This window comes from Micromonospora sp. HB375 (assembly GCF_017872985.1).
In the GTDB taxonomy this organism is placed as follows: Bacteria; Actinomycetota; Actinomycetes; order Mycobacteriales; family Micromonosporaceae; genus Micromonospora; species Micromonospora chalcea.
In genome coordinates this window covers 444,272-470,325 of record NZ_JAGGJO010000001.1, presented here as the reverse complement: position 1 = coordinate 470,325, position 26,054 = coordinate 444,272, and the positions used below count along the sequence as shown (strand labels likewise).

The following is a 26,054-nucleotide window of genomic DNA, read 5'->3' as shown; positions in this document are numbered from 1 at the left end:
CCTCCTCAGCCGACCCGGGCCGTGCAACCGGCCGGAATGTCCTCCTGCGCGCCCTGCGCCACCGCCGGCAGTCGCGGGGCGCCGAACGCCTTGACGTACGCCACGAGCGGCTCGGCGGCGAACCGGAACGACGCCAGGCCGTCGAAGCCCCGGTCCCACGCCGCCGACTCCAGCCCGTCGGCGTCGCAGCCCCACAACCGCGCGAAGCACTCGTCGACCACCTCGGTGCGGAAGTGGAGCCGGCCGCCCGGGCGGCGGTGTCCCGTCGTACGCGGGACGAGCGTCTCGTTCAGCGACGCCGCGGTCGCCGCGACCTGCCGCGCCGCCGCGAGCAACGCGGGGGTACGCAGCGGCGCCGCGACCATCCACAGCGCCAGGCTGCGGTACGGCGTGGTGCCGAACGCCCGCACCAGCACCCGCAGCACCGCCTCGCGGTCGCCGATGCCCCGTTCCCGGTCGGTGAGCCAGTCCCACCCACCCGGCGCCGTGCCGGTCAGGCCGCGCTCGCGCGCCGCCTGGTGGGCGCGTTCCTCGACCGCCGGGTCGGCGATGTCGACCTCGGCCAGCCCGGCCAGCACCCCACGCCGGTGCCAGGCCGGCGCCTCGGGGTGCAGCAGCATCAGCACCGCCGCGGCGTCCCGGTCGCTGACCCAGTGCCCACCGACCTGCTTCCCGGCGAACCGCGACCGCCAGCTGTCGAGGAAGCGGGTGTGGAGGTTGTCGATCGGCTGGTCGCCGGCGTGCGCCGGGCACAGCTCCGGCGCGTCTGCCGCCGCCATCGACAGCAGCAGCCGCGCATCGGCGCCCTTGGCGTCCCAGGGGTCGTGCCGGCGCCAGGTCAGGAACCGGTCCACCACGGCCGCGGCCCCGGGTGGCGCGGTGCGCTCCAGCGCGCGGTACGACCGCCGCCGGAACGGCAGGTCCCGGGCGACGTCCAGCAACAGCGTGGCCTCGGCCTGGCCGAGCACCCCGGCGGCGACGGCGCGGCGCAGCTCGACCCGGATGTTCACGAGCGGCTCGCTCAACGTGCGGTGGCCCTCCTCGGCGGGCCCGTGCACCACCGCCACCTCGTCGTCGCCGGTGACGACACCGTCGCGGTAGAGCTGGAACACCTCGCCCACGCCACGCATGCCGAACGGCCACAGCTCGGCGGCGCGCAGCGCACCCATGCTGGCCGCGCCGGCCACTGTCACCCCGCGGTCGAGCAGGTCGAGGATCTCCCGGTGGCGTACGGGCGGGTGTTGCATGAAGAACCCGTCGACGACGAGGACCCGGTCGCCGGGGCCGACGTCCAGGCGGAGCAGGTCGCCGTGCGCGACGGGCGGCAGCACCACCGCGTCGGGCAGCAGCCGGCCGACCTCGTCGGCCGGCAGGCTCGGACCGATGAAGACGACGTCAGTCACGGGGCACTCCTGGTCGGGTACTCAGGGCCCGCTCGTCGAACATCCGCAGGCCGGGGGCGAACACCTTGCTCACCGGGATGCCGATGTCGTCGTGCGTCAGGTCGACGCTGAACGGCTCGACGCCGGTGATCCGCTGCACCCGCGACGCGAGCTCGCACAGCACCTGGGTCACGTCCCCGGCGGGCGGGGGGTCGCGGCGGACCGCCCGGACCGGCCGGTCGACGGTGGGTGGCGGCACCGGCGGCGCGCCGACGTCGTGGTACGCGGTGGCGTCGATGTCGTCCCGGGCCCCGGAGACCATGACCAGCCGCGACTGTGCCGCCTCCGACATGGCCCGGCCGACAGCGATCTCCGGATCCACGTGGCAGCCGAAGCCGCCGAAGGTGACCGGCAGGTCGGGGGACCAGATCGAGGCGGCGTAGCAGGGCACGCCGACCGCGTTCGTGATGTCGCAGACCTCCACCCAGCAGCCGGCCCGCACCAGCGCCTCGTGCACGGTGCGGGTCATCGCGTTCGTGGCGGTGCCCGGGTCGGTGTAGGTGCGCTCGGCGAGCGGCGAGGTGCAGTACGGGGCGATGCAGTCGCGCTCGACGACCTCCAGCAGGGCGTGCAGGCTGGCCTCGGCGAAGGTGTTGCCGGTGGCCAGCCCGTTGCTGCTGGGGGTGAACAGGGCGCGGTCCCAGCCCCGCCGGACGGTGAAGTCGAGTTCGATCGTGGCGCGCGGCACCAGGCAGGGCGCTCCGGTCACCAGCCCACGGCCGGCCACCCAGTCGAGTTCGACGGCGGGGGTCAGGGGCGACCGCTCCGCCAGGTGCAGCCACCGGACGTCGTACGGCAGGTCGAGTGCCTCGGCCGGGGACCGGACGGCGGTCCCCGGCCGGAGGTTCTCGGCATGCCAGGACTCGATGCTCTCCATCACCGCGCTGACCCGGGACTGCGTCGCCGTGGCGCCGGTGCCGACGCTCACCGCCATGGTGGCTCCGACCGGCCGGTAGGCGACGTGCACCGGTAGGCCGATCTCGTCGAGCCGGGTGATGTCGGCGACCCGGGTGATCCGGAACCGGTCGAGCATGCCGCCGACCCGTGCCCAGGTCTGCTCCACAGTGGCCGTCCGGTAGGTGCCGGATCGGAACGCGATGGTCTCGGTCGTGTCAGTCATCGAGGCTCCCGGCGGGGTGCGGAGGGGAACTCAGACGATGAGGACGGCGATGATGTTGACGTTGTTGTCGGCCGCCGGCGCCACGCCGCCGGCGACGGTCTCCAGCTCGGCCTCGGTCAGCTCGTTGAGGTCGACCAGCGGCACCTCGGGCACGTGCAGCACGTGCCGGCCGGGCGTACCGGACCAATCGGCGACGATCTGCTCCTTGGTGTAGAGCGTGGCGGGCTGGGCGCGGTCGACCTCGACGGTGGCGCCGGGGGCGACCGGCAGGCCGGCCGCCGTCGCGTAGCCGGTCGGGTCGGCGAGGAGCCGCTGCAGTTCCTCGTCGCTGCGCCACACCGCGGTGACCAGTTCCGAGTACTTGGTCACGAATCTCGCGCCGTATTCCTGCTCGTCGTTGCTCATCGTTCGGTCCTTTCCTGGGGCTGCGGGCCGGGCGGTTAATTGCTGTGGCGAGAACGCTAGGAAGATCGAGGTTCGGCAATCAAGGATTTCCGCTGACTGCCATCAGAATCTGCCGTGCCGGCCGGCGGGCGGCAGACATCGGTGTCAGGTGCAGCAGCACGGGCAGCAGCACGCGCAGCTGGAGTCCAGACCGGCGACGACGCTGTCCAGCTCGTCCTCGGCCAGCTCCGCCTCGGCCACCGGCAGCAGCGAGGGCACGAAGAGCACGAAGGCGCAGCTGGACTCCGCCAGCTCCCACGACTTGACCTGCACCTCGAGGTCCGGATCGGCGTCGGCGACGTCCCGGACCACCCGGACCTGCACCTCTTCGGGCAGGTGAAGGCCATAGCCGGCGAGGAACCCCCGCGGGTCCCGGTCGAGCGCCTGCTCCTTGGCCGGGTCGGCCCAGACGTCGGCGACCAGCCGGCTGTACGCGGCCACGAAGACCGCTCGATCGACATTTGTCACACCCCTGCTCCCTTCGACGGTCGGCCGCCCACGACGACACCGGGGGCGGCGACAGGCAGCGCGGGAGGGTCCGGGCCGCCGGTTCCGATTCATCGTGGGCCACCGGCCCTTCCGGCCCGCCCGACGAGTGGGAATTTCATCGAATGCGGCCGCGACAGGTCCGCGCCGCGGCGAAAGCCGGGTAATGGAAATCAACGGCGTGACGCGGATTGGCGATTCTAATGATTGTCATCAGTGTGAACAAGTAGTAATTCCTCGCCTGTCACCCGCGCGGCGCCCGCACCTACGCTGCGATCGTCGGATCGCCCACCGTGACAGCGGTCCGGCGGCTGCCGTGTTCCGTCACCGAGTGCTGCCGGAGGCCACCGTGACCATCGACGAGGTGACGACGACACCCGGCGGCCCGGCCGGGTACAGCGTGGACGAACTCGCCCGCAAGGTCGGCATGTCGCCGCGCAACATCCGCGCCCACCAGGCCCGGCGGCTGCTGCCCCCACCGGTTCGGCACGGCCGGGCCGCGCTCTACGACGACTCCCACGTCCGCCGGCTGGACGCGATCCTCGCCCTGCAGCGGCAAGGCTTCAACCTGGTCTCCATCGAGGCCATGCTCGGGGTCCGGGCCGGTGACGAGGCGCCGGACGGGCTGACCGCGATGCTGCAGCGCCTGGCCGCCGACCGTCCCGCGCTGGCCCATGCGCTGACCCGGCACGGCGTGATCGGACGGGCCGACGACGGCACCGTCCGCACCTCCCGGCCACGTCCGCTGCGCGCCGCCCTGGACCTGCATCGGGTACGGGTGGGCACGGTGCCGGCGTTGCAGACCCTCAGCGAGGTGCTGGACAGCCTCCGGCCGGTCGCCGACGATCTGGTCGCCGCCGTCACCGCCCGGCTGCTGGCCCTCGCGCCGGAGCTGGTGCGCAGCGGCAACCGATCGTCCTGGGCCGACCTCGACCGGGAGACCCTGCTGTTGACCCAGGGCGTGGTCGGCGTGCTCACCGAGGCGTTCCGGCTGGCCGTGGAGAACCAGGCCGAGGCGCACGTCGCGGAACTGCTGGAGAACCACCTCGGCACGGACGTGTGCGTGGAGGACGGCGCGGTCATCGACAACGGCTGACCGGCCCTCAGCCCGTCGCGGGCTGCCCGTCCGGCTGCCGGCTCTCCACCACGGCGTCGGACCGTTCCGGCTGGTCCACGAGTTGCCGTCGCGCCAGCCGGTGGAACAGCCCGTCGGGCTGGTCCATCAACTCGTCGTAGGTGCCCCGCTGGACGATCCGCCCCGCTTCGAGCACCACGATGGTGTCCGCCGCGCGGACCGTGGACAGCCGGTGGGCGATCACCAGCCGGGTCGCGGCCAGGTCCGCGGTGCTCCTGGTGACCACCTCCTGGGTCCGGTTGTCCAGCGCGCTCGTCGCCTCGTCGAGGAAGATGATCCGGGGCCGGGGAGCCAGCGCGCGGGCGATCAGCACCCGCTGACGCTGCCCGACGGAGAGCGTCCCGCCGCCGAACGGCACCATGGTGCTCATCCCCATCGGCAGCGCCTCCAGGTCGTCCGCGAGGCCGGCCATCCGCGCCGCCTCCCAGACCTGGTCCAGCGGGAAGCTGCCGGCGCCGCAGATGTTGTCCCGCACCGAGCCGGCGAAGAGCTGGCCGTCCTGCAGGACCACCCCGCACTGCCGGCGGACCGCGTGCACGTCGAGTTCGGCGAGGTCCTGGCCGTCGTAGAGCACCGCGCCCTGCTGCTGGCGTTCGAAACCGAGCAGCAACCGGAGCAGTGTGGACTTCCCGCAGCCGCTCGGCCCGACGATGGCGACGAACTCACCCGGGCGCACGTGCAGGTCGATGTCGACGAGCACCGGCGGCTCGTCCGGCTGGTAGGCGAAGGTGACCCGGTGCAGTGCGACCTCACCGCGCAGCTCGCCCGGGTCCACCCGGTCCGGCCGGGCCTCGGGGTCGGCGCGCAGGATGTCCCGCAGGCCGCCCAGGCGGGGCACCGCCGCGATCACTTCGACCCCGGCCGACACCAGCACGAGCAGCGCGCCGAGCAGCATCGCGAAGCTGACGTTGAGGACGAAGAAGTCGGCCGGCGTGACCCGGCCGGCGAGCGGCCCCATCAGCACGGCGAACAGGACCAGTTGACCGGCGACCGGCAGCACCGTGGCGAACGCGACCAGGCCCGCCTGGCTCTGCCGGACCCGTTGCAGCGCCGCCCGGGCCACCGCGGCCACCTCCGACCAGCGGGCGTGCGCCCGGGCCTCGGCGGCCGCCACCTTGATCTTGACGATTCCCCCGAGCAACTGGTTGGTCATCGCCGCCGCCCGGTGCTCGGCCGGAAGCGCGATCCGTTGCCGGCGGACGATCAGGACGGCGAACGCGCCGAAGGCCAGCATGGTGACGGCGACGATCCCCGCCCCCCACAGCCCGAGCACGGGCTCGACCACCAGGAGCAGGCCGAGGGTCACCGCGACGGTCGCGGCCGCGGAGACGAGCTGCGGCAGCAGCGCGCTCAGCGCCTCGCCGACGAACGAGATCCCCAACATCGAGTTGGCGATCTCACCACTGCTGCGACCGGTGAAGAACCGGGCGGGCAGCCGCATGAGCCGGTCCCAGAGCGCCAGGTGCGCGCCGGACTGCAACCGGCCCTCCAACCGCAGCAACCGCAGGTTCTGCACCACGCCGACCAGTCCCGCGACCACAGCGGCGCTGAGCATCAGCGCGAGGAAACCGAACAGGCCGTCCACCTCGCCCTGCCGGGCCAACTGGCCCAGCACCTCGCCGGTGGCCAGCGGCACGCCCAGGCCCAGCAGCGCCACGCAGGCGGCGGCGACGAGCAGCCCGCGCACGTCGCGGGCCGCACCGACGAGCCCGGCCCGCAGCAGGTGGCGCATCCGGGCGGCCTGCGGCAGCGGCGCCTGCACCTGGGTCGCCTCGGCGGCGAACGTCGCGGCGATCGTCGCGTCGATCGGCCCGTACGCCCGGGTCTCCGGGTCGACGTGGTGGTAGCGGCCCCGGCGGAACACCAGCGGCACCGCGACGGCACGGGACGGGTCGTCGCCGGTCCGCCACCCCACGAGCGGCCCCAGGTCCCGCCGCCACCACCGGTCCGGAAGCCGCACCTCGCGCAGGAACAGGCTGGACGCCCGGGACACCGCACGCACCGCCACCCGGTCGTCAAGTGGCGCGCCGCTGCGGTCGGCCGGCTCGTTGACCGGGCTGCCCATCCCCTCGGTGACCACCCGGACCACCGAGGCCGCCCGCCCGTACCTGTCGAAGCCGGCCTCGGTGTCCGGAACCGGGAGCGCACCGCCCGCGCCGATCACCCCGAGCGACCGGCGGGCCGCCGCGGCGAGCACCTCGGCGTCGATCTGCCGGCGCCGCTCCACGCCGCTCAGCAGGGCCGCGTCGGCCTCCTCGACGCGGGTCTCCACCATCCGCAGCAGCCGCACCACGTGCTGGTCGACCGCCGACCGGAGCTGACCGCTGACCAGCAGGTCCCAGCTGCCGTGGCTCTCCACCGCGCACGGCGACTCGGCCACCACCCAGTCCCGCTCGGCGACCAGCAACAGCTCCCGCTCCCCCGACATCTCCGCCGGACCGCCGTCGTTGCGGCGCAACTGCCCGCCGGCGCTGCGCAGCCACCAGGCACCGCCGGTGGAGACGAGGGCGCTCCCCTGCGCCAGCGACACGATCTCGCGCCCGCTCAGGGTGGACGCCTCCCGGGGCGCCTGCCCGCGGCGCAGCGCGTCGGCGACGGCCACCAGCACCAGGTCCACCGCCGCGACCAGCTCCGCCGCGGCGCGCCGCGCCCGCGGCGACACCTCCTCGTCCGCCGGGAGGCCGGGCCGTACCTGCCGCTCCAGCAGCGACAGGTGGGGCCGGGACAGTCCGCGCAGGTCCGTGCCGGGCAGCGGCACCAGGATCAGCTGCCACACACCGATCGCGGTGGACGTCGGCACCAGGCCACCCGCCGGCAGCCGGGCCACGTGGTGCCGGCGCGACGGGTTCGTCCCGGCCCGGCGCACCGCGAACAGGTCGGCCTCGCCGCCGGTCACCAGCCAGCCCGCCACCGTGTCGTCGAGGCGGCAGACCTGGCGTACGCCGTCGGCGCAGAAGCCGATCAGATTGCCGGGCGAGGGATTCTCCACCGCGCCGCTCATCAGCGTCTCCTCGGGTCGTCGTGGTCAGTGGTCCCGGACCAGGCGCGCGTACGCGCCGTCGCGGGCGACCAGTTGCTCGTGGGTGCCGCGCTCCACCTCCCGGCCGCCGTCCAGCACGACGATCAGGTCGCAGTCGCGGACCGTGGACAGGCGGTGGGCCACGATCAGGCAGGTCGCCCCCCGCCGCCGCAGGTGCCTGTCGATCTGGCGTTCGGTCTCGGCGTCCAGCGCGCTGGTCGCCTCGTCGAGCACGAGAACCCGGGGATTGCGGACGAGCGCGCGGGCGATCTCGAGCCGCTGCCGCTGCCCGCCGGAGAAGTTGCGGGCGTTCTCCCGTACCGGGCTGGCCAGGCCGCCCGGCCGGGCCGCCACCTCGTCGTAGAGGCAGGCGTCGGTCAGCGCGGTGACGACGTCCTCGTCCGCGACTGTGAGGTCCCACATGGTGACGTTGTCGCGCACCGTACCCTCGAACAGCCGCTGGTCCTGGTCCACCATGGCCACTGTGGCCGCCCAGAGGCCGTCGTCGGTCCCCGGCCGTTCGAGGCCGTCCACGGTGACCCGCCCGGTCCACGGGCGGTAGAGCCCGGCCACCAGCCGGCCCACTGTCGACTTGCCGCTGCCCGACCGCCCGACGAGCGCCACCCGGGCACCCGGCGGCAGGTCCAGGCTGAAGTTCTCCAGCAGCGGCCGGCCCAGCGGGTTGTAGCCGAAGGTGACGTCCTCGATGCGCAGGTGCCCCTCCATCGGCGCCAACGGCCCGGCGGGCCGGTCCCCGGCCGACGGCAGCGGGTACCGCTCCACGTCCCGCAGCCGGTTGAGGTCGGCGCTCATGTCCTGCAGCCGCGAGCCCAGCGCGGTCAGGTTGCCCAACGGCCGGTTCATCGCGGCGGCCAGGCTCTGCATGCCGACCAGCACGCCGACGCTCATCGCCTCCGCCACCACCTGCCGGCTGCCCAGCCCCAGCAGCACGGCGGTGGTCCCGGAGGCGAGGAACGCGGGCAGGACGGAGAGCACAGCGGTGGGCACCCCCAGCCGCTGCTGGCGGGTGGCGACTGTGGCGTGGCGCGCCGCGAACCGGGCCACCGCGCGTTCCTCCTCGCCGCCGGCCTTCACCGTCTCGATCATCTGGACCGTGGTGTAGACGGTGGTCACCAGCTTGCTGCGGTCCGCCTGGAGCCCGGCGACGGCTGTCGACCGGGTCGAGGCGACGTAACGCAGCACGCTCACGTTCAGCCCGGCGAGGACCGCCGCGCAGAGTCCGAGCAGCAGGTCGTACTGGCAGAGCAGCGCCCCGTACGCCAGCACCAGGCCGGTGTCCACCACCGTGGTGGCCGCGCGGCGGGTGAGCACCTCGGCGACCACCTCGTTGCCCCGGACCCGCTGGCTGAGGTCGGCGGCCTGCCGCTGGTCGAAGAAGGCCGGCGGCAGCCGCAGCAGATGTCGGAAGAACCGGGCCGCGCTGCTCAGGGCGAGCGCCGTCTCCGCGCGTACGGTCAGGCGTTGCTGGAGCAGGCCGGCCAGGAAGGTCAGCACGGTGGCCACCGCCACCGCCGCCACCAGGCCGGCGAACGCGGCCCGGTCCTCCTGGAGCAGCACCCGGTCGACGAAGACCTTCGCCATCACCGGGATGGTCAAGCCGACCACGGCGATCAGCAGGCCGAGCAGCAGCATCTGCGCGATCGCCGAGCCCGGGCCGCGCCACCGTTCGGCCAGCGCCCGCACCAGCCGGTAGCGGGTGCCGCCCGGCCGGAACTCCGGGCCGGGCTCCATGGTGAGCGCGATGCCGGTGAAGGCGCCGTCGAACTCCTCCCAGCTCACCGCGCGGGGGCCGGTGGCCGGATCGTTTATGAAGACCTTGCGGCCGAGCCCCTCCAGCACCACGAAGTGCTCGAACCGCCAGAACAGCACCGCCGGCAGCGCCACCGTGGCCAGGCCGGCCAGGTCCATCTGGAAGCCCTTCGCCACCATCCCGTACCGGCGGGCGCCCCGGAGCACAGTGGCCGCTGTGGAGCCGTCCCGGCTCACCCCGCACACCCGGCGCAGCTCCTCCAGGGGTACGTGCCGGCCGTGGTGGGCGAGCAGGATGCCGAGCGCGGCGGCGCCGCACTCCACCGCCTCCATCTGGATCAGGGTGGGCGTACGGACCCGTCGACGCCGGATGCGGGGAGGCTCCGGCGTTCCGGTGGCGGCGGTCGGGGGCGCGCTCATCGTCCCAGCAACCAGTCGATCGGGTGTTCCTGGTCCACTGTGAACCAGGCGGTGACCTCGCTGGCCGAGTTGAGCTGGAACGGCGGCGGGGACTTGGTCCAGCGCAGGCCACCCGGGGCCGCCGGGTCGGGCTCCAGGGTGACTGTCACCCGGACCACGCTGCCCCGGGCGAGCAGCCGCCGGACGTCCGGCCCGGTGCCCAGGAAGGCGCGCAGCGAGGCCTCGGTCTCCGGGAAGGCGCCGATGGTGGTCACCCGGCCGGCCAGGGTGCCGAACACGTTGCGGGGCGCCGCCGCGGCGGCCACCTCGACGGGTACGCCCGGTTGCAGCAGGGGCGCGGCGACGGCGGGAGCGTAGACGACGGCCTGCAACGCGTCCCCGGCGGTGTCGAGCCGTTCCAGGTCGGCCAGGTGCGTGCCGGGGGTGACGATCTCGCCCTCCGAGACCAGCCAGGCCACGACGTACGCGTCACCCGGCGCGTTCTCCACCCGCACCTTGCCGTCCATGGTGCGCAGGCTGTAGAGGGGCGTGCCCTTCGTGACCCGCTGGTGCGGCGACGCCCACACCTTGGTGACCTGGCCGCTGTCGAGCGCGTCGAGGGCGGAGATCCCGTTGGAGTGGATCAGCACCCCGGCGGCCTCGACGGTCCGGGGCACCACGGTACGCACCGACCAGACCCCGGCGGCCACCACGACGATGACCAGCGCCACGGTGGCCAGCCAGTTCGGCACTGTGGTCAGCCGGACCGCGCGGTCGAGCTGCTCGGGCGCCTCCAGCTGACGCAGCGCCTGCCGCCGGAACTTCACGGCCGGGCCCCCGTGTCGGCGGGACGGCGCGAGCCGAGCAGGAAGTCGGCCACGCTCGGTTCGACGAGCGGATCGAGCCCGGACAACTCGGCGAAGGCCTGGGAGTCCCCGGCGCCGAGGGCGCACGGCGCCAGCCCCATGGCGGTGGCGACGAGGTACATCTGCTGGGTCAGCACACCCGCGTCCTTGAGAATCATGGCGTAGCTCATCCCTTCGTACTTCCACATCAGCCGCTGGACCCGGGCGGTGACCACCAGGACCGTCTGCGGCGGCCGGGGCATGGCGCCGGCCGCCCGGGCGTACGCCAGCAGCCGGTCGGCGGCCGCGCCCCAGCCGGCGACCGGCTCCAGCCGGTGCCCGACGCCGTCGTAGTGGTAGAGCCCGGGGTCGAGCCCGGCGCAGCGCGCGACAAGCGGATAGATCTCCAGCTCGTAGACACCGCCGCCGCCCGGGTAGGGCCGGTGGCCCACCTCCTGTCCACCGGCCTCGCCGACGACTGTGGTGTGCTGTGACCGGTACAGGAACTCGGCCAGCCGCTCCAGGGGCAGCGGCGAGGTGTCGTCGTGTTCGCGCACGCTGCGCCGGTCCGCGACGACCTGGCTGAACGCGGGATCCGCCTTGGCGATCGTCGCCAGGTCGGGCAGCGGCAGCTCGACCGCCCGGCCCCCGTCGTACGGGCGGCGCAGCGGCTGCGGCGCGAAGCGTTCCCGCATCCGGTAGGTGCCGCCCACCGGCAGCGCGTGCCGGCCGGCCCGGGAGCGGTGGTGCAGCCGCAGCTCCTCCGGCGACCAGTAGGCGAGCGGCGCGTCGTCGTGCTCCGCCTCGTACTCGGCGTCGGTGACCAGGATCCGGGCGGTGGCCAGCTCGTCGAGCACCCGCCCGGCGGCCTCCGGCGGCACGCCGAGCATGCGGGCCACCGTGTCGGGTCCGAGGCCCGGCACGGCGGCGGCCAGCACCGCGCCGACGGCGGCGTCGGCGCAACCGACGGTGAGGGTGCTCAGCGACGACGCGGCCATCAGCATCCCCCGATCGTGCTGGAGGGTGGCGAAGCGGGAGAGCCGGTAGCGGACCCCCGGGGTGTGCGGGCGGCTCTCCGGCAGGCTGCCCCGGCCCAGCCCGGTGGGCACGAGGTCGAGCAGCGCCCGGTCGTCGACCTGGACGCGGCGCTCCAGCCAGGAGTGGGCGAGCAGCCGGCGCAGCAGCAACTGCGCCGGCAGCACCCGGCTCTCCCCCTCCAGGCCGCTGATCAGCCGGCCGACCTCGACGTCGCCGACCCAGTCGGCGGCGAGGCGCAGCAGCAGCGCCCGCCGGCCCATGCCGGGTCGCTCCAGGGTGAGCCGGAAGCGGGTCTGCTGCAGCAGCAGCGAGCCGTCCTCACCGAGTCGCAGCTCCGCGTCACGGCGCAGCCGGTACGACTCCTGGACCGGAGGACCGCCGCCGGCGCCGTTCACGACGACCGCCGCCGACCGGTCGGGTCCGCCACTGTGGTCATCCCCCACCATCCCTTCCACGTTCACCGGCGGGCCGGGAGCGCCGGCTAGAAGAACACGTTCAGCGGGTTGGCCGACGTCTCGTCGGCGGCCAGCGGGTCCCGGCCGAGGCGGCCCGGCACGTCCCACAGCCGACCGGGGCCGAGCCGGCGCCAGAAGTGCCGCAGGCCCGGCACGACGACCTTCACCACGGCCAGGTCGACGTCCGGGCGGGACTGGTCGACGACGATCACCTCCAGGCCGGCCCGCTCCGCCCGGCGTACGCACCGGCGCACGTCGTCGCCCACGTCGCCGGTGGTCAGCGTCGGGTGGTCGGCGGCGGTGCGCGGCGGCCGGGTCGGATCCGGGGACAGCCACTGCTGTTCGGCGACCCGCACCGTGCCGAACCAGCGCGCGGTGTCCGGGTCGTCGCCGCCGTACCGGTTGCGCTCGGAGGTGGGTCCGGGCACGGCGGGCAGGAACTGGTTCACCTCGGTGAGCGCGCGGGTCAGCGCGACCCGCGCGTCCAGGTGCGCGCCGAAGCCGACCAGGACGTCCTCCGTCCCGCCGTCGGCCCGCCGGGACACCGCGGCGAACGTGGGTACGCCGAGGTCGGCGGTCAGATCGAGGGCCCACAGCTCGCGGCTCAGGGCGGTGGCGTGGTGGTCGACGCAGGCGGTGGTCCACGGGTCGGCGAACGAGGCGAGGTCCACGCCGGGCATCCGGGAGCGGTGGTACCACCACAGGGCGACGCTGTCCCGCTCCACGAGTTCGCAGAAGCCCTGCAGGATCGCCTCGGACAGGTTGCCGCCGGCCGCGCAGCCGTTCGAGTCGGCCGAGCACACCCCCAGCCCGGTCAGCTCCGGGTGGCCGTACCAGCAGTACGCGGCGGGCAGCTCGCGCGGCGTCTGCCGGGTCAGCGACCAGCCCGTCGTCCAGTCCAGCTCCACGTCTTCCGGCAACGGGCGGGGAACGCGGTGCAGGTGGCCGAGGTCGCGGTTGAGCCGGTCCCGGTCGGCGTACTGGCGGTCCGAGAACAGCAGCAGCTCGCGCAGGTGCACCGCGCGGTCCGGACCGAGCTGCCGGTAGGTCGCCCGGTGCACCGGTCGGTCGCCACGCCACACCCCGCAGTAGCGCTCCACCGCCTCCCCGATCGCGCTCATCCGGGCCTGGAGGTCGGTCCGGCCCTTGCCGCCGCTCTGCCCGCGCAGGTTGCGGCGCAGCCCGGCGAGCTCGCGGGGCTGGGCGAAGTTGTGCCCGGCGGAGTAGGTGTGGGTGACGCCGTTGTCGGTCGCCTCCAGCGGGGTCAGCCGGCTCACCACGCCCAGGTACCGGCTGACGTGGTGGGCGAGTGCCGCGTACGTCTCGGCGGGTTCCCGGGTACGGGAGTCTCCGGCCCGGCTGGGCTGGGCGCCGCTCGGTGGCAGGTCGATCCGGGGCTCGGCCTTGCGGACGAGGTCCGGGTCGCCGCACGCGGGGCACTGCGGTTGGCGTACGAGCTGGTGGCTCTCCGTGCTCAGGTCCCGGGTGTCCAGGGCCACCATCCGGCCGGTGAGGCGGGGCGACGTACCCCGCACGGCGAGCACGGCGAGTTCGGCGGCGAGCAGGCCGGCGGCGGTGGTGGCCAGTCCGGGCAGGACCGCCCGTCCGGGCTGCGGCAGCGGACCGGCCAGGTCCTGCCCGCCGAGGAACGCGTTCACCTGCTCGTTCTCCTGCCAGCGTTGCCGCAGGCAGGCCCAGCAGCCGGTACGGCCCGGCACCAGGTGCGGGCCGAGGAAGACGACGTTGCCGTGCGGCCGGGCCAGGGTCCAGGCGCGACCGGCGGCCAGGTGGCGGTCGTTCATCGACGCCAGCCGGGGGTCGAGCATCGACGACGGCAGCACCAGCACCTGGGCGTCGTCCGGGCCGGGGTCCGGTCCGTCCGGCCCGACCACTGTCACGGCGAGTCCGAGGGCGCGCAGCGCGTCGGCGGTCTCGGCCACCCGGGGCGCCCCGAGGTCCACGACGGTGACCGGGCCACCGGCCATCCACCGCCGCCCCGCCTCGGGCGGGACGCCCCGGGCGTCCCAGCCGGCGGCCTCGGCCGGCGAGGTGTGCGCCGGGCCGGACGTGAGCAGGCCGTGGTCACGCAGCCGGGCGAGGGCGGTGGCGACGGCGGCGACCGGGTGCCGGGTGGCCAGCCGGGCCACCACGTCGGCCAGCGGCGCGGCGCCGTCGAGCTGGTCGGCCAGGTCCGCGGCGACCGGATCGTCGACGAGCAGGCTGCGGGTCTCCCCCAGCACCACGAGCGGGCCGTCGGGCAGCCGCACCGGCACGTAGTCCGATCGGAAGCGCGGACGCCACATGGTTCCTCCCGAGCCTGGTGGCCGGGCCGCGGGTACCACCGGCCCCGCCGGCGATCACGGCTGCTGTCATCGTCGCGGTCCGCGGCCTCCGATCCCGAGTGATGCCACCGGTTTCTGCCGTCGGCGGGGTCGGTGCGCGGTCAGCCGGCGGTGACCGTCAACGCGGTGTCGTTGAGTCCCAGCACCGACGTGCCGGTGGTCTGCTCCGGTACGAGCAGCAGGAAGGTCTCCACCCGGTTGACCCGGATGGATTTTCCGCTCACCGCCGTGCGATGACCGGTGGCGATCAGGTCCGGGCTCTGCGGCACCATCCGGACGGTGGCCGGACCGCCGGGCGCCGGGCGCAGCGTGTCGGTGGCGTGGACGGTCAGGAAGGTCAGCGTGCCGGTCGGCGTCGTGACCGCGCAGTCCGACCACTCCGCCCGGTCCAGGGTTCGCCGGACCTCCGCGCCGACGCCGGCGAGTTGCTGCCCGTAGACCTCCCAGCCGCCGGCGAACTGGCCGTCGAGCAGCGGGCTGGACGCGATCAGGGACCGGTTGCCGGTGGTCGACCCGATGCTGCGGGCGAACACCTCGGCGGCGAGCGCCCGGCGGCTGGTCTCGTCCAGGGCGGTGCCGCCCTCGGTGGCCGGCCGGCCGTCGATGCTCCGGGCGGCCACCAGCGCAGGCTGGGTGACCTGGACGTTGTGGCTGAGCTTCCACTGGCCGTCCGTGCCGAGCACGAACTGGCTGACGTCGGTGGGGGCCAGCTCTGAGCCGGCCAGCTTGAGGGTGGCCGTGACGAGGAAGCACGCCGGGTCGCCGGGCGGCACCGCGAACGCCGGGTTGATGTGTTGGAACGACGGTTGCGCCTGCTGGTTGTAGGCGGCCCGGCGGACCGCGGCGACGCTGAGGTCCAGCGAGGGCGGAACCTCCTGGGTCCGCAGCGTCTCGATGTCGCCGGCCACCGAGGCGGCCGAGTCGGCCTGGTCGAAGGCGGTAAGCACCAGCGCGGCCCGGTCCCGGCCGAAGCCGGCCGAGCCCTCGGGCGCGGGGGTGGCCGCGTCCACCGGTTCGCCGCCACAGCCGGTCAGCATCAGCAGCGCCGCAGCGGCGGCGGCGAACGGCATCGCCGGCACCGGCGCGGCGAGGGTACGCGGGCTCCTGACGGATCTTCTGCCCAGCATCTCGTCCTCCATCCACAGCCGGTGCGCGGGAATCGCGCCCGATGCAGTCGAGTATGTGAGCGACCGTCGGCCCGGGCCGGTGGCGGCGCGGCCTCGTGCTACCCGGTCCGCGGGCGTTGCACGGAACGATGTCATCCGGCCCGGACAGCGGTCACCGATCGGTGTCGTCGAGCCGGGCGACCCAGGCGACCAGGCCCGACCGGGACGCGACGCCCGCTTTGCGGTAGATCCGGGTCAGGTGCGCTTCCACCGTGCGCGGGCTGATGTTGAGCTGCCGCCCGATCAGCCGGCTGGTGACTCCGGTCGTCGCCAGCCGCGCGATGTGCCATTCCCGGTCGGTCAGCGCGGCGGCCTCGCGCGGGCCGACCGGACGCGCCAGTCGCAGGGCGACCCGTTCCGTACCGCACCACCCGGCCAGTTCCAGCGCCCGGCGGCGGGCCCGCGCCGCCGGGCCGGGCTGGTCCGCGGCTTCGGCCGCCCGGGCCAGGGAGGCCAGCGCGAGGCTGCGCCGCAGCGCCATGCCGCCGGAGCGGAACAGGTCGGCAGCGGTCTCCAGGTGGAGCTGCGCCGCCGGGACCTCGCCGCGGGCGAGCAGCACCTCGCCGTACGCCGACTCGGCGAAGCCCCGCTGCCCCGGCAGGCCCACCTGCTCCGCCTCGGCCATCGCCTGCCGGGCCTGCCGCTCGGCGTCGTCCACCTCGCCCGCGGCGAGCGCGGCGGCGCAGAGCAGCTCGTGCCACATCGGACGGAGGGTGGTCTGGAGGCGGCTGAGCCGGCTGTCGCCGCCGGCCGAGCGCACCAGTTCGGCACAGGTCGCCGGATCACCGGCCAGCAGCGCCGCCGTCGCCAGCGCGGTCGCGGCGGTACGACCGCACCAGGTGGCGGGGTCGGTGGCGATTCCGACGGCGCTGCGGGCCAGCGCCACCGCCCGGTCGTCGTCCCGAGGACCGCCACGCCAGGCGGTCGCCTCCGCCTCGAACGCCAGGGCGAAGCTCAGCAGGTGGCGGCTGCCGATGCGCCGGGCGACGATGCCGGCCTCGGTGGCCAGTCCGATGGCCGTGCTCAGCCGGCCGGCGTGGTACGCCACCTCGGTGCGCGCGAGCAGAAGCTGACACAACCCGTCGTCGCGGTGCGAGGCGCGGACGAGCGTCAGCCCGCGGTCGAGGTGCCGCACCGCGTCGGCCTGCCGTTCGAGGTACAGCTCGGTCAGGCCGAGCGCGGTGAGGCAGTCGGGGTGGTCCCGCAGGTCCCGGTCCGGCAGCGAGTCGACGATCCGGGCGCCGGCGTCGAGCAGCCCACGGGCGTCGTCGAGCGCGCCGTCGTGCACGGCGGCCAGGCCGCGTACGGCCAGGAGGCCGGCCCGGTCCACGCCCGGGCCGCCGGGATCCGCGGTGAACGCGTCGGGCAGCCCGGCCACGGGACGGCCGGCCAGGATGCCGGCGACGCCGATCTCGGTGGCGAGCCGGTAGCCGCCGGCGGGCCCGGTGCCGGCCGGCAGCGCGGCCAGCTCGCGCCGGCTGATCGCCACCGCCTCCGCGTAGTTGCCGAGCAGGCGTTCCACGCGCGCCCACAGGGCTACCGCCTGGGCCCGTCGTCCCTCCGGGTCGGCCGGGAACAGCGGCACGATCTCCTGGAGCAGTGCCCGGCTCTCGGCCAGGTCGCCCGCCTCGCCGGTGACCTGGGCCAGCGCGAGTGACACGTCGCGGCGACGTTGGGCTTCACCGGCCGTCGGCCGCAGCGCCCGCAACGCCAGCCGCAGCCAGCGGATGGCCAGGTCCGGTGTCTCGCGCCGGATCTCCTGGGCGGCCCGGGAGAGCACGTCGACGCAGCGTCCGGCCCAGCGGCCGTTCGGCAGGGCGAGCAGGCGCTCGGCGTAGCGGGCCCGGTCCGCGGCTGGCGCGCCCAGGTCGACGAGCGCGGTGAGCGCTCGCGCGCAGGCGTCCACCCGCCAGGCCGGGTCGGTGTCCTGGGCGACCGCCATCCGCAGCACCGGGTGCCGGAAGGCGAAGCGTCCGGTGCCGGGGACGCGGCGGATCAGGTCGAGCCGGGCCAACCGCCAGCCGGCCGCGACCGCCAGTGCCGCCGGCACCTGCGCGACCTCGGCCAGCAGGTCCGGGGCGAAGGGCGCATCCACTATCGCTCCGGCTCGCAGGCAGGCCAGTTCGACGGACGGCAGGTCGGCCCACTCACGGCGCAGCACGGCCACCGCCGCGTCGGGCAGCCGAACACCAGGCGCCTCCCGGAGCGGGTCGGCGGCGGCCGGAGCGGGGCCGGCCGGGAGCGCCGCCAGGTAGCCGGGGTTGCCGCCGGTCAGGTCGTACCGGGCTCGCAGCTCCGCCTGGTCGACGTGGGGGTGCAGGAGCGCGACCTCGGCGAGGCCGAGCGGGCGGAGTTCGATCCGGTCGCGGGACGTCGGTTCCGGATCGGCGTTCTCGTCGGATTCCGGTGGGCCGAACGGCATCGGGGTCGCCATCTGGCGCGGGCGGTAGACGAGCACGAGCAGCAGCGGCGCGGGCACCGGATACCTCAGGAGGTGGGCGATCAGGCCGGTGGAGGAGGCGTCCGCCCAGTGCAGGTCGTCGAGGACCAGCACCAGTCCGTCCCGGGCGGCCAGGCCGATCAGCCGGCGGGCCGCCTGGTAGGTCCGGAACCGCCGGGCGTCCGACGCCGGTGGCACCGCGCCAGCGGGCTCCGCCCAGGTCGGTGCGGGTCGCCCGGCACGCAGTCCGCGGCGGGGTGGCTGGCCCTTCGTGAGGGCGTGCCGGAACACATGGAAGGGAACTCCTCGCTCGTCCGGCGCGCACGTCCCGACGGCCCACGGGACCGTGGGGGCGCATCGTTCCAGGGCCTCGCGGACGAAGCGGGTCTTGCCGATGCCCGGCTCTCCGACCACTTCGCAGACCATCTGCCGGCCGTGGCCGAGCGCGGCGGCCTGGGCTTTTCCGATACGCGCCAACTGTGCTCCCCGCCCGACGAAGCACGGGCCCGTTGGCGCATTTTCCAGCCCAGGTGTCATCACGCAGATCAGACGCTTTCCGGCACTCCATAGGGGATGGTCGCACTATACCGTCGGGAGCATCGGAAGATGTCGAAGATCTCGAATACGGCAGGCCTTTGTTTCACCGGATGTCGGAACGCCGATTCTTTCCGACATCGCACCACAACCCACAGAAAGGGACTGGTCACCACAATGGTGGAACGATACCGACATCACTACGATTACGTGCGGCCGCGCGAACTACCCGAAGCGGTCAAATCTCTACTCCACCGTCGGCCGGCATTGTCACTTCCGCCAATCTTTGAAGGCGGATCAGAAATGGCGACCGGAAACGGATGCCGCGCCGTCGAGCCGCGCGCGACAGCGCCGGCCTCGGAACCCCGCCACCCGGAAGATCCACTTCCGGGTACCCCCGATGCATAGATCCTTCACCATCACATCGATAGTCGTAGACAACTTTCACCACCGTCGATAGCCTCCATTCAGTGAGACATGTCGATAAGGAGGCTCCATGCGACGGCTCATGCTCTCCTGCGCCCTGGCGGCCATCGGCGCCTGGGCAACAGCCCCGGCACCCGCGACCGCCGCTCCCCGCCCGGCACCCGGCCCCGTCGCCGACGCCGTGACCGCGAAGCTTCTCGGCTCGGCCGACGCCGCCGCCCGTACGGCGGACGCGCAGCAGGCCCGGATCAGCGTCACCCGCACGAACGGCCGGTGGGCCTTCGGCACCGCGGTGCTGCCGGCGGACCGGTCCGCCGACGCGCACCCCACCGGCTCGGTCTTCCTCGCCCGGGCCGACGCCAGAGGCTGGACCGTCGCGTTCGACGGGGAGGCCGCGTTCGGCGACCTGGCCGCCGCGTCGCCGCTGGTGAGCGAGACCGAGAAGGCCGTCTTCACCACGCCCGTCACACCGACGTACGCGGGCGGCGACTTCCGTACCGGCATGGCGCTGCCGTTCGCGGTCGGGCAGACGTGGACGCTCACCTCCGGGCCGCACGGCTGGGGCGGCGCCGCCGCGCCGTGGAGTTCGGTCGACCTCGCCGGCGGCGACCAGGTCGTCCGCGCCGCCCGAGCCGGCACCGCGTACACGATGTGCACCGGCTGGATCCGGGTCATCCACGACCGGGGCTACTCGACGGACTACTACCACCTGTGGAACAGCATCTCCGTCAACGGCGCGGGCGTCGCCCAGGGCGCGTTCCTGGGCAACACCGGCACCGATGTCACCTGCGGCGGCTCCGCCACCGGCCGGCACGTGCACTTCGGACTGCGACAGAACTCGGCGTACGTCCCGATCGCCGGGCACGGCATCGGCAAGTGGGACTTCGTCAGCGGCGCGGCGGCGTACCAGGGCGGCGCCCGGCACGGGGCCGCCTACGTCGGCGCGGGCGGCGGCGTCTACAACTACGGCGCGCTCGGCTTCAACCAGGGAGTCGTCGACGCCAACGGCGGCGGCACGCTGACCCGGCGCTCCGGACCGGGCACCGGGTACGGCGTCCTCGGGTCGGTCGCCGACGGCGCCACCGTCACCGTCTCCTGCTCCGCCAACGGCACCTCGCACACCGGCCGCTACGGCACCACGGCGCTGTGGGACCGGCTCAGCGACGGCAGCTGGGTGTCCGACGCCTACCTCTCCACCGGTGTCAACGGGCCGGTAAACGGCTGGTGCTGACCCTGCGCGTGGATCATGGCACTGCTACCTTCCGGACGCATGGACGACTCCCCTCGCTGGTACCGCCCGGCCCCCGACGTGCTGCTCCTGGTCGGCAGCGCCACCGCGCTGCTCGGCTACCTGGTCCCGTGGTTCCGCGCCAGCCGCATGCACCAGTGGTCGTACTCGGGCTGGGCCTATCTGGAGACCGAGGGCGGCTGGACCTGGCTGGTCGTGGTGGCCCTGGCGATTGCCGTCCTGGCCGGCCTCTGGGCCGGGCGGAGCGTGGCGTGCGCCAAGCTCTCGGTCGGCGCGGCGGTGGCCGGGATGTTCCTCGCCGGCGCGGTGGTCGCGGTGAGCCTGGGCGCGCTGCCCGAGCGCGACAGCATCAACTGGGTCGGTGAGCTGCCGTTCGAGATGGGGATGCCGCTCATGGCGGTCGGATTCGGGACCGTCGTCGCCGGGGCGCTGGGCACCGTACGCCGCCCGGTGCGGGAGTGACGCGACGTCACGCCGCCGGCAGGTCCACCACCCGGGTGGCCCAGCGGGCCATGAGCGCCGGGTCGTGGGTGATGACCAGGACCCCGGCGCCCTGCCGGCGCTGGTAGTCGCCGATGACGGCGGCGACGTGCGCCTGGGTGGAGGCGTCGAGCATCGCGGTGGCCTCGTCGCAGAGCAGGTAGTCCGGCCGGTGCACCAGGGCGCGGGCGAGGCAGGCGCGCTGCAGCTGCCCGTCGCTGACCGCGTGCGGGCGGCGGGTCAGCAGGTCGGTTGTCAGCCCGACCAGGTCGGCCAGTTCCGCCGTACGGGCGGCGGCCTGCTCGCGCGGCGTGCCGGTGGCACGTAGCGGCTCGGCGACGATGTCGGCGAGGCTGAGCCGCGGGTCGGTGGCAGCGCGCGGGCTCTGGAACAGGATCGCGACACGCGTGCGGACGGAGGCGGGCAGCCGGTGCCGGGCGCCCCGGACGGGACTCCCGTCGAGCGTGAGGTGCCCGCTGTCCGGTGCGTGCAGCAGGGCGAGGACGCGGGCGAGTGTGGACTTGCCGCTACCAGACGGTCCACGTAGCCCGACCGTCTCGCCGGGGGCGATGCGCAGGTCGACCCGGTCGAGGACGCGCTGCCGGCCGTACGCGACGGAGACCTGGTGCGCGGCGAGCCCGGCGGCCGGCGCGGCGCCCGGGGCGACGGCGTCGGTGGCGTCCGGAACCGTGACCGTCATGCCGGTACCTCCTCGCGCAGCGGATGGTGGCAGGCGACCCGGCCCGCGCCCTCGGCGTCGAGGCGGGGCACTGTCGCGCAGGTGTCGGTGGCGCGGGCGCAACGCGGGGCGAAGGCGCAGCCGCCGGGCAGGTCGGTGAGCGCCGGCGGGTGGCCGGGTACCGGCACGAACGCGCGGTCGGGCAGCGCGTCGAGCAGCCCGGCGGTGTACGGGTGGGCCGGGGCGTCGAACAGCGCCCCGGTGGGGCGGTGCTCGACGATCCGGCTGGCGTACATCACGGCCACGGTGTCCGCGACGCGGCGCGCGGCGGCCAGGTCGTGCGTGATGAGCAGGACGGCCGCGCCGGTGTCGCAGCGGCGGCGCAGCAGGTCCAGCGTGTGGTCGACGAGCGGCCGGTCCAGGCCGGTGGTGGGTTCGTCGGCGAGCAGCACCGGCGGGTCGGGTGCGAGCGCCAGCGCGGTGGCGAGCCGCTGGGCCATGCCGCCGGACAGTTCGTGCGGGTACCGGTCCAGATCGGCCGGGTCGAGGCCGACGTCGGCGGCGATCCGGTCGGCGGCGGCCGGCGCGTCACGCCGGGTGTGCCCGTGCGCGCGCAGCGTCTCCTCCAGCAGCTTCCGCCCGGTACGCACCGGGGTGAGCGCGGTGGCGGGACTCTGCGGGACCAGCCCGACGCCCCGGCCACGTACGTGCCGGGCGAGGTGCCGCTCCCCCGCGCCGATCAGGTCGACGTCGTCGCGTCCCGGCGCGCGCAGGCGGGCGTGCCCGGTGACTGTGGCGTTGCGCGGCAGCAGGCCGAGCAGGGCGTGCGCGAGGACGGACTTGCCGCACCCGGACTCGCCGACCACCGCCAGCAGCTCGCCGGGCCGCAGCGTGAGGCTGAGGTCGGTGACGGCGTGCACGAGCGCGTCACGCAGCCGGAAGCGGACGGTCAGCCCGTCGACGGTCAGCAGCGCCGGGGCGGTCACAGCTGCAGCTCCGCCCGTACGCGCGGGTCGAGGCGGTCGCGCCACCGGCCGGTGAGCACGGCGAGCGCCAGCGTGGCCGCCACGAGCAGGAGGCCGGGGACGATGCTGGCCCACCAGGCGCCGGTGAGCAGCGACCGCTGCCCGTCGTTGATCATGTTGCCGATCGAGGCGAGGTGCGGCGGCAGGCCGAGGCCGAGGAAGGACAGCGCGGTCTCGTGCCAGACGGCGTGCGGCACCATCAGCGTTGTCGCCAGCGCCAGGCGCGGCAGCACGTGCGGCAGCAGGTGCCGGGTGAGCACCCGGGCCCGGCTCGCGCCGCCGGAGATGGCGGCGTCCACGAACGGCCGGTTGCGCAGGCTGAGCAGCTCGGAGCGGACGATCCGGGCGGTGGACAGCCAGTGCGTCAGCGCGATGGACGCGATCACCGCGCCCAGGCTGGGGCGCAGCATCGCCACGATGAAGATGCCCAGCAGCAGGTGCGGCAGCGCGGCGACGGTGTCCACGACGCGCATCAGCGCCCGGTCGACCCAGCCGCCGACGCTGCCGGCGAGCGCGCCGACCAGCCCGCCGATGACTGCGGCGACGAGCGCCGCGACCGCGCCGACAAGCAGCGAGACGCGCAGGCCGTAGAGGCTGCGCAACGCCACGTCGCGACCGAGGTCGTCGGTGCCGGCCAGGTTGTCGGCCGACGGCGCGAGCCGGGTACGGGAGAGGTCGACGGCGCTCTGGTCCAGCGGCCACAGGACCGGGGCGAGCAGCGCGGCGGCCACCACACCGGCGAGCACCACGACGGCGACAGTCGTGCCCACGCTGCCGGGGCGGCGCAGGCGCCGGACGCGCGCGGGGAGGGCGAGGTCAGTCATCGAGGCGTACCCGGGGGTCGGCGGCGGCGTAGGCGAGGTCGGTGAGCAGGTTCGCGGTCAGCACCACGACGGCGGTGGCCAGGGTGGTGGCCGCGAGCAGCGGGAAGTCGGCGCCCAGCGCCGCCTCGACGGTGACCGCGCCGAGGCCGGGCAGCGAGAACACGGTCTCCACCAGGACCGCGCCGCCGACGAGTTCGGGCAGGTGCGTGCCGACCAGGGTGAGGAACGGCAGCAACGCGGTACGCAGCGCGTGTCCGAACAGGACGACCCGGCCGGGCAGTCCCCGGGCGCGGGCGGCCAGGACGTGGTCGTCGCGCAGGCTCTCGGCGACCGCGTCACGGACGAACAGGACGAACCACGGGGCCTGGGAGATCGCCAGCACCGTCACCGGCAGCACCAGGTGCCGGGCCACGTCGGCCGGGTCGGTGCTCGTGGCGGTGATGTCGGTGAGCCCGCCGGCGGGCAGCCAGCCGAGGCTGAGCGCGAACACGGCGATCGCCGCGAGGCCGATCCAGAACACCGGCATGGACTGCACGGCGTACGCGACGGCGCGCAGCGCCCGGTCGAACCAGCCGCCACGGCGGTACGCGGCCAGCGTGCCCAGCAGCACGCTCGCCACCAGCACCAGGGCCAGCGCGGTGCCGACGAGCAGCAGCGTCCATCCGGCCCGGGACGCCAGCACCGAGGTGACCGGCTCGTGCCGGCTCGTGGACCAGCCCAGGTCGCCGCGCAGCAGGTTGCCGAGCCAGCGGGCGTACTGCACCGGCAGCGGGTCGTCCACACCCCAGTTGGCGCGGATCTGCGCCAGGTTCTCCTCGCTGGTGGTGAACGCCGCCGCGCCCGCGTACTGCTGGGCCGGGTCGATCGGGGAGGCGGCGCCGAGGGCGAACATGCCCATGCTGGTGGCGGCCAGCACCGGCACGGCGACCAGCAGCCGCCGCCGGACCACAGTGCCCGCCCCGGCCAGCCGCCGTCGGCCGGTCACGATTCCTTCGTCCAGGTGTGCACGTTCCACCAGATGCTGTTGGCGACGTCGTGCTCGTGCGGCTCGACCCGCGGCGTCACCCCGGTCACGGCGTCCTTCAGCACGTAGGTGTGCTGGAGGTAGGTGAGGAACACCCACGGCACGTCGGCGGCGAGCTGCTTCTGGAACGTGGCGTACGCGGCCTTACGGGCGGCCGGGTCGGTGTTGTCCCGGCCGGCCTGCAACGCGGCGTCGGTGACCGCCGAGCGGTACGAGCCGGGGTTGAAGAAGCCCTGCCCGGCGAAGGCCGAGCTGAACAGCTTGTAGGAGACGAAGTCCGGATCGTACGGCGTGCCGTAGCCCATGATCAGCGCGTCGCGCTTCATCCGCGGCGTGATCGCGTCCCAGGTCAGGCCCTCCGGGGTGACAGTGATGCCGACCTTCTTCGCGTCGGCGGTGACGGCCAGTGCGAGTTCCTTGCGCAGGCTGTCGGTGGCCGGGTACAGGATCGTGAACGCGGCCTGCCGCCCGTCCTTGACCCGGATGCCGTCCGGGCCGGGCTTCCACCCGGCGGCGTCCAGCTCCGCCGTGGCGGCGGCGACGTCGGCGCCGGGCTTGCCGGCGATCGTCGGCTCGGCGTACTCCGACGTGGGCGGCACCGGCCCGAACGCGGGCTCCCCCGCGCCGCCGAGCACGCCGGTCACCATGGCCTGCCGGTCCACCGCGACGTTCAGCGCCTTCCGGATCGCGGGGTCGCCGGTGACCGGGTTGCCCATCGGCAGCATGACGCCCCGGTAGTCGGCGGTCGGCACCTTGTGCACCCGGTAGCCGTCGCGGCTCTCGAAGCCGGAGGCGAGCTTCGGCGCCAGCTCCGCCGCGTCGAACTCGCCGGCCCGCATCCGCTGGGCGCGGACGTTGTCGTCGGCGACGAACGCCACCACCACGCCCGAGTTCGCCGGTTTGCCGTCCCAGTACGTCTCGTTCGCCGCGAGCACGAGCCGGTCACCCGGGGTCCAGGAGGTGAACCGGTACGGGCCGGTGCCGACCGGCTTGCGGTTGAAGGTCGCCTTGTTGATGTCCTGCCCGGCGAACGCCTTCGCCGGGACGATCCCCAGCGCCAGCCGCTGCAGGAACGGCGCGTACGCGTACTTCAGCGTGAACACGACCGTCGCCGGGTCGGGCGCGGTGACGGAGGCGAGCATGTCCAGATCGGACCGCAGCGTGGAGTCGACGGCCGGGTCGAGCACCGCCTGGTAGGTGAACACCACGTCCTGCGCGGTCAGCGGGCTGCCGTCGTGGAACAGCACGCCTTCGCGCAGCTTCGCGGTGACTGTCTTCCCGTCCGCCGAGACGGTGGGCAGCTCGCGGGCCAGGGCGGGCACCAGGTCGTTGCGGGCGTCCCGGGCGACCAGCCCGTCGAAGATCAGCGACGCGCCGTCGACGCCGTAGTTGAGCACCGGGTTGAGCGTGTCCGGCTCGCCCGCGGTGGCGACCACGAGCGTGCCGGAGTTGCCCGGGCCGCCGGTCGACGCCGTGGGTGACGAGCAGCCGGCGACGACGAGCAGGGCGGCGGCGAGCACCGCTGCCACGCGTACGGGCTTGGGTCTGATCGCCACCGGCAACCCCTCGAACACTCGTCTGCGGATGGCAGCCGGGCGGGCGCTCCGGCGAGGATCGATCATCGCGTGCCCGAGCGCCCGCTACCGCCACTCTTCTGTAGTTGCCAACTATATGCAATACCGGCCGGTCGATGGCGGTGACCCGCCGGCCCC

At 74.4% G+C, this 26,054-nt stretch carries 19 protein-coding genes; 3 read left to right on the top strand and 16 right to left on the bottom strand.

The genetic code is table 11. From position 1 onward, the window contains the following. Positions 1 to 5 precede the first annotated feature (5 nt). From J3R08_RS02360 to J3R08_RS02345, 4 genes are all read right to left on the bottom strand, one after another. Positions 6 to 1,403, bottom strand: coding sequence for a TfuA-like protein (locus J3R08_RS02360; RefSeq protein ID WP_209959804.1), 1,398 nt, complete (start codon positions 1,401 to 1,403; stop codon positions 6 to 8). Beyond that, the gene (locus J3R08_RS02355) at positions 1,396 to 2,562 is read right to left on the bottom strand and encodes a YcaO-like family protein (RefSeq protein ID WP_166455770.1); all 1,167 of its coding nucleotides are present in this window, start codon (positions 2,560 to 2,562) and stop codon (positions 1,396 to 1,398) included. Before J3R08_RS02355 ends, J3R08_RS02360 begins: the two co-directional genes overlap by 8 nt. 30 nt (positions 2,563 to 2,592) lie before the next feature. Next, entirely contained in the window at positions 2,593 to 2,967 is a 375-nt protein-coding gene (locus J3R08_RS02350) for a hypothetical protein (RefSeq protein ID WP_043327003.1), read from the bottom strand. Between the two features lie 144 nt (positions 2,968 to 3,111). Further along, entirely contained in the window at positions 3,112 to 3,474 is a 363-nt protein-coding gene (locus tag J3R08_RS02345; protein ID WP_147265124.1) for a hypothetical protein, read from the bottom strand. A gap of 334 nt (positions 3,475 to 3,808) precedes the next feature. On the opposite strand from J3R08_RS02345, the gene J3R08_RS02340 reads away from it, so the two are divergent. Continuing rightward, entirely contained in the window at positions 3,809 to 4,588 is a 780-nt protein-coding gene (locus tag J3R08_RS02340; RefSeq protein WP_158629852.1) for a MerR family transcriptional regulator, read from the top strand. A 7-nt stretch (positions 4,589 to 4,595) separates the two neighbouring features. Here the strand turns inward: J3R08_RS02340 and J3R08_RS02335 are convergent, their stop codons facing one another. The 7 genes from J3R08_RS02335 to J3R08_RS02305 form a co-directional block, all read right to left on the bottom strand. After that, positions 4,596 to 7,628, bottom strand: coding sequence for an ATP-binding cassette domain-containing protein (locus J3R08_RS02335; protein WP_209959802.1), 3,033 nt, complete (start codon positions 7,626 to 7,628; stop codon positions 4,596 to 4,598). 24 nt (positions 7,629 to 7,652) lie between these two features. Beyond that, positions 7,653 to 9,836 carry an NHLP family bacteriocin export ABC transporter peptidase/permease/ATPase subunit gene (locus tag J3R08_RS02330; RefSeq protein WP_051611255.1) on the bottom strand — a complete coding sequence of 728 codons (2,184 nt, stop codon included), beginning with the start codon at positions 9,834 to 9,836 and terminating at the stop codon, positions 7,653 to 7,655. Further along, the gene (locus tag J3R08_RS32585) at positions 9,833 to 10,642 is read right to left on the bottom strand and encodes an HlyD family efflux transporter periplasmic adaptor subunit (protein WP_064448581.1); all 810 of its coding nucleotides are present in this window, start codon (positions 10,640 to 10,642) and stop codon (positions 9,833 to 9,835) included. The genes J3R08_RS02330 and J3R08_RS32585 overlap by 4 nt, the downstream gene beginning before the upstream one ends. Continuing rightward, positions 10,639 to 12,144 (bottom strand): SagB family peptide dehydrogenase, encoded by a 1,506-nt coding sequence (locus tag J3R08_RS02320; RefSeq protein ID WP_209959799.1) that lies wholly within the window; start codon positions 12,142 to 12,144, stop codon positions 10,639 to 10,641. The genes J3R08_RS32585 and J3R08_RS02320 overlap by 4 nt, the downstream gene beginning before the upstream one ends. 35 nt (positions 12,145 to 12,179) lie before the next feature. After that, entirely contained in the window at positions 12,180 to 14,456 is a 2,277-nt protein-coding gene (locus J3R08_RS02315; protein ID WP_209959796.1) for a TOMM precursor leader peptide-binding protein, read from the bottom strand. Between the two features lie 140 nt (positions 14,457 to 14,596). Beyond that, positions 14,597 to 15,622 (bottom strand): hypothetical protein, encoded by a 1,026-nt coding sequence (locus J3R08_RS02310; RefSeq protein WP_124778776.1) that lies wholly within the window; start codon positions 15,620 to 15,622, stop codon positions 14,597 to 14,599. A 151-nt stretch (positions 15,623 to 15,773) separates the two neighbouring features. Continuing rightward, positions 15,774 to 18,638 carry an AAA family ATPase gene (locus J3R08_RS02305; protein WP_262419146.1) on the bottom strand — a complete coding sequence of 955 codons (2,865 nt, stop codon included), beginning with the start codon at positions 18,636 to 18,638 and terminating at the stop codon, positions 15,774 to 15,776. Positions 18,639 to 19,131: 493 nt separating this feature from the next. Here J3R08_RS02305 and J3R08_RS02300 point away from each other — a divergent pair, with 493 nt between their 5' ends. Next, on the top strand, positions 19,132 to 20,292 hold the full coding sequence (locus tag J3R08_RS02300) for a peptidoglycan DD-metalloendopeptidase family protein (RefSeq protein WP_209959794.1): 1,161 nt from the start codon (positions 19,132 to 19,134) through the stop codon (positions 20,290 to 20,292). A 39-nt stretch (positions 20,293 to 20,331) separates the two neighbouring features. Next, a complete protein-coding gene (locus J3R08_RS02295; protein WP_064448587.1) occupies positions 20,332 to 20,772 on the top strand; it encodes a hypothetical protein in 441 nt (146 codons plus the stop codon). Positions 20,773 to 20,779: 7 nt separating this feature from the next. Here the strand turns inward: J3R08_RS02295 and J3R08_RS02290 are convergent, their stop codons facing one another. The 5 genes from J3R08_RS02290 to J3R08_RS02270 are packed head-to-tail and all read right to left on the bottom strand — an operon-like array spanning position 20,780 to position 25,898. Beyond that, positions 20,780 to 21,490, bottom strand: a complete 711-nt coding sequence (locus J3R08_RS02290) for an ABC transporter ATP-binding protein (RefSeq protein ID WP_064448588.1) — start codon at positions 21,488 to 21,490, stop codon at positions 20,780 to 20,782. Then, on the bottom strand, positions 21,487 to 22,455 hold the full coding sequence (locus J3R08_RS02285) for an ABC transporter ATP-binding protein (protein ID WP_064448589.1): 969 nt from the start codon (positions 22,453 to 22,455) through the stop codon (positions 21,487 to 21,489). Before J3R08_RS02285 ends, J3R08_RS02290 begins: the two co-directional genes overlap by 4 nt. Further along, entirely contained in the window at positions 22,452 to 23,318 is an 867-nt protein-coding gene (locus J3R08_RS02280; protein WP_209959792.1) for an ABC transporter permease, read from the bottom strand. Before J3R08_RS02280 ends, J3R08_RS02285 begins: the two co-directional genes overlap by 4 nt. Beyond that, positions 23,311 to 24,303, bottom strand: a complete 993-nt coding sequence (locus tag J3R08_RS02275) for an ABC transporter permease (RefSeq protein ID WP_280841770.1) — start codon at positions 24,301 to 24,303, stop codon at positions 23,311 to 23,313. Before J3R08_RS02275 ends, J3R08_RS02280 begins: the two co-directional genes overlap by 8 nt. Further along, the gene (locus tag J3R08_RS02270; protein ID WP_209959790.1) at positions 24,300 to 25,898 is read right to left on the bottom strand and encodes an ABC transporter substrate-binding protein; all 1,599 of its coding nucleotides are present in this window, start codon (positions 25,896 to 25,898) and stop codon (positions 24,300 to 24,302) included. Before J3R08_RS02270 ends, J3R08_RS02275 begins: the two co-directional genes overlap by 4 nt. Positions 25,899 to 26,054 lie beyond the last annotated feature (156 nt).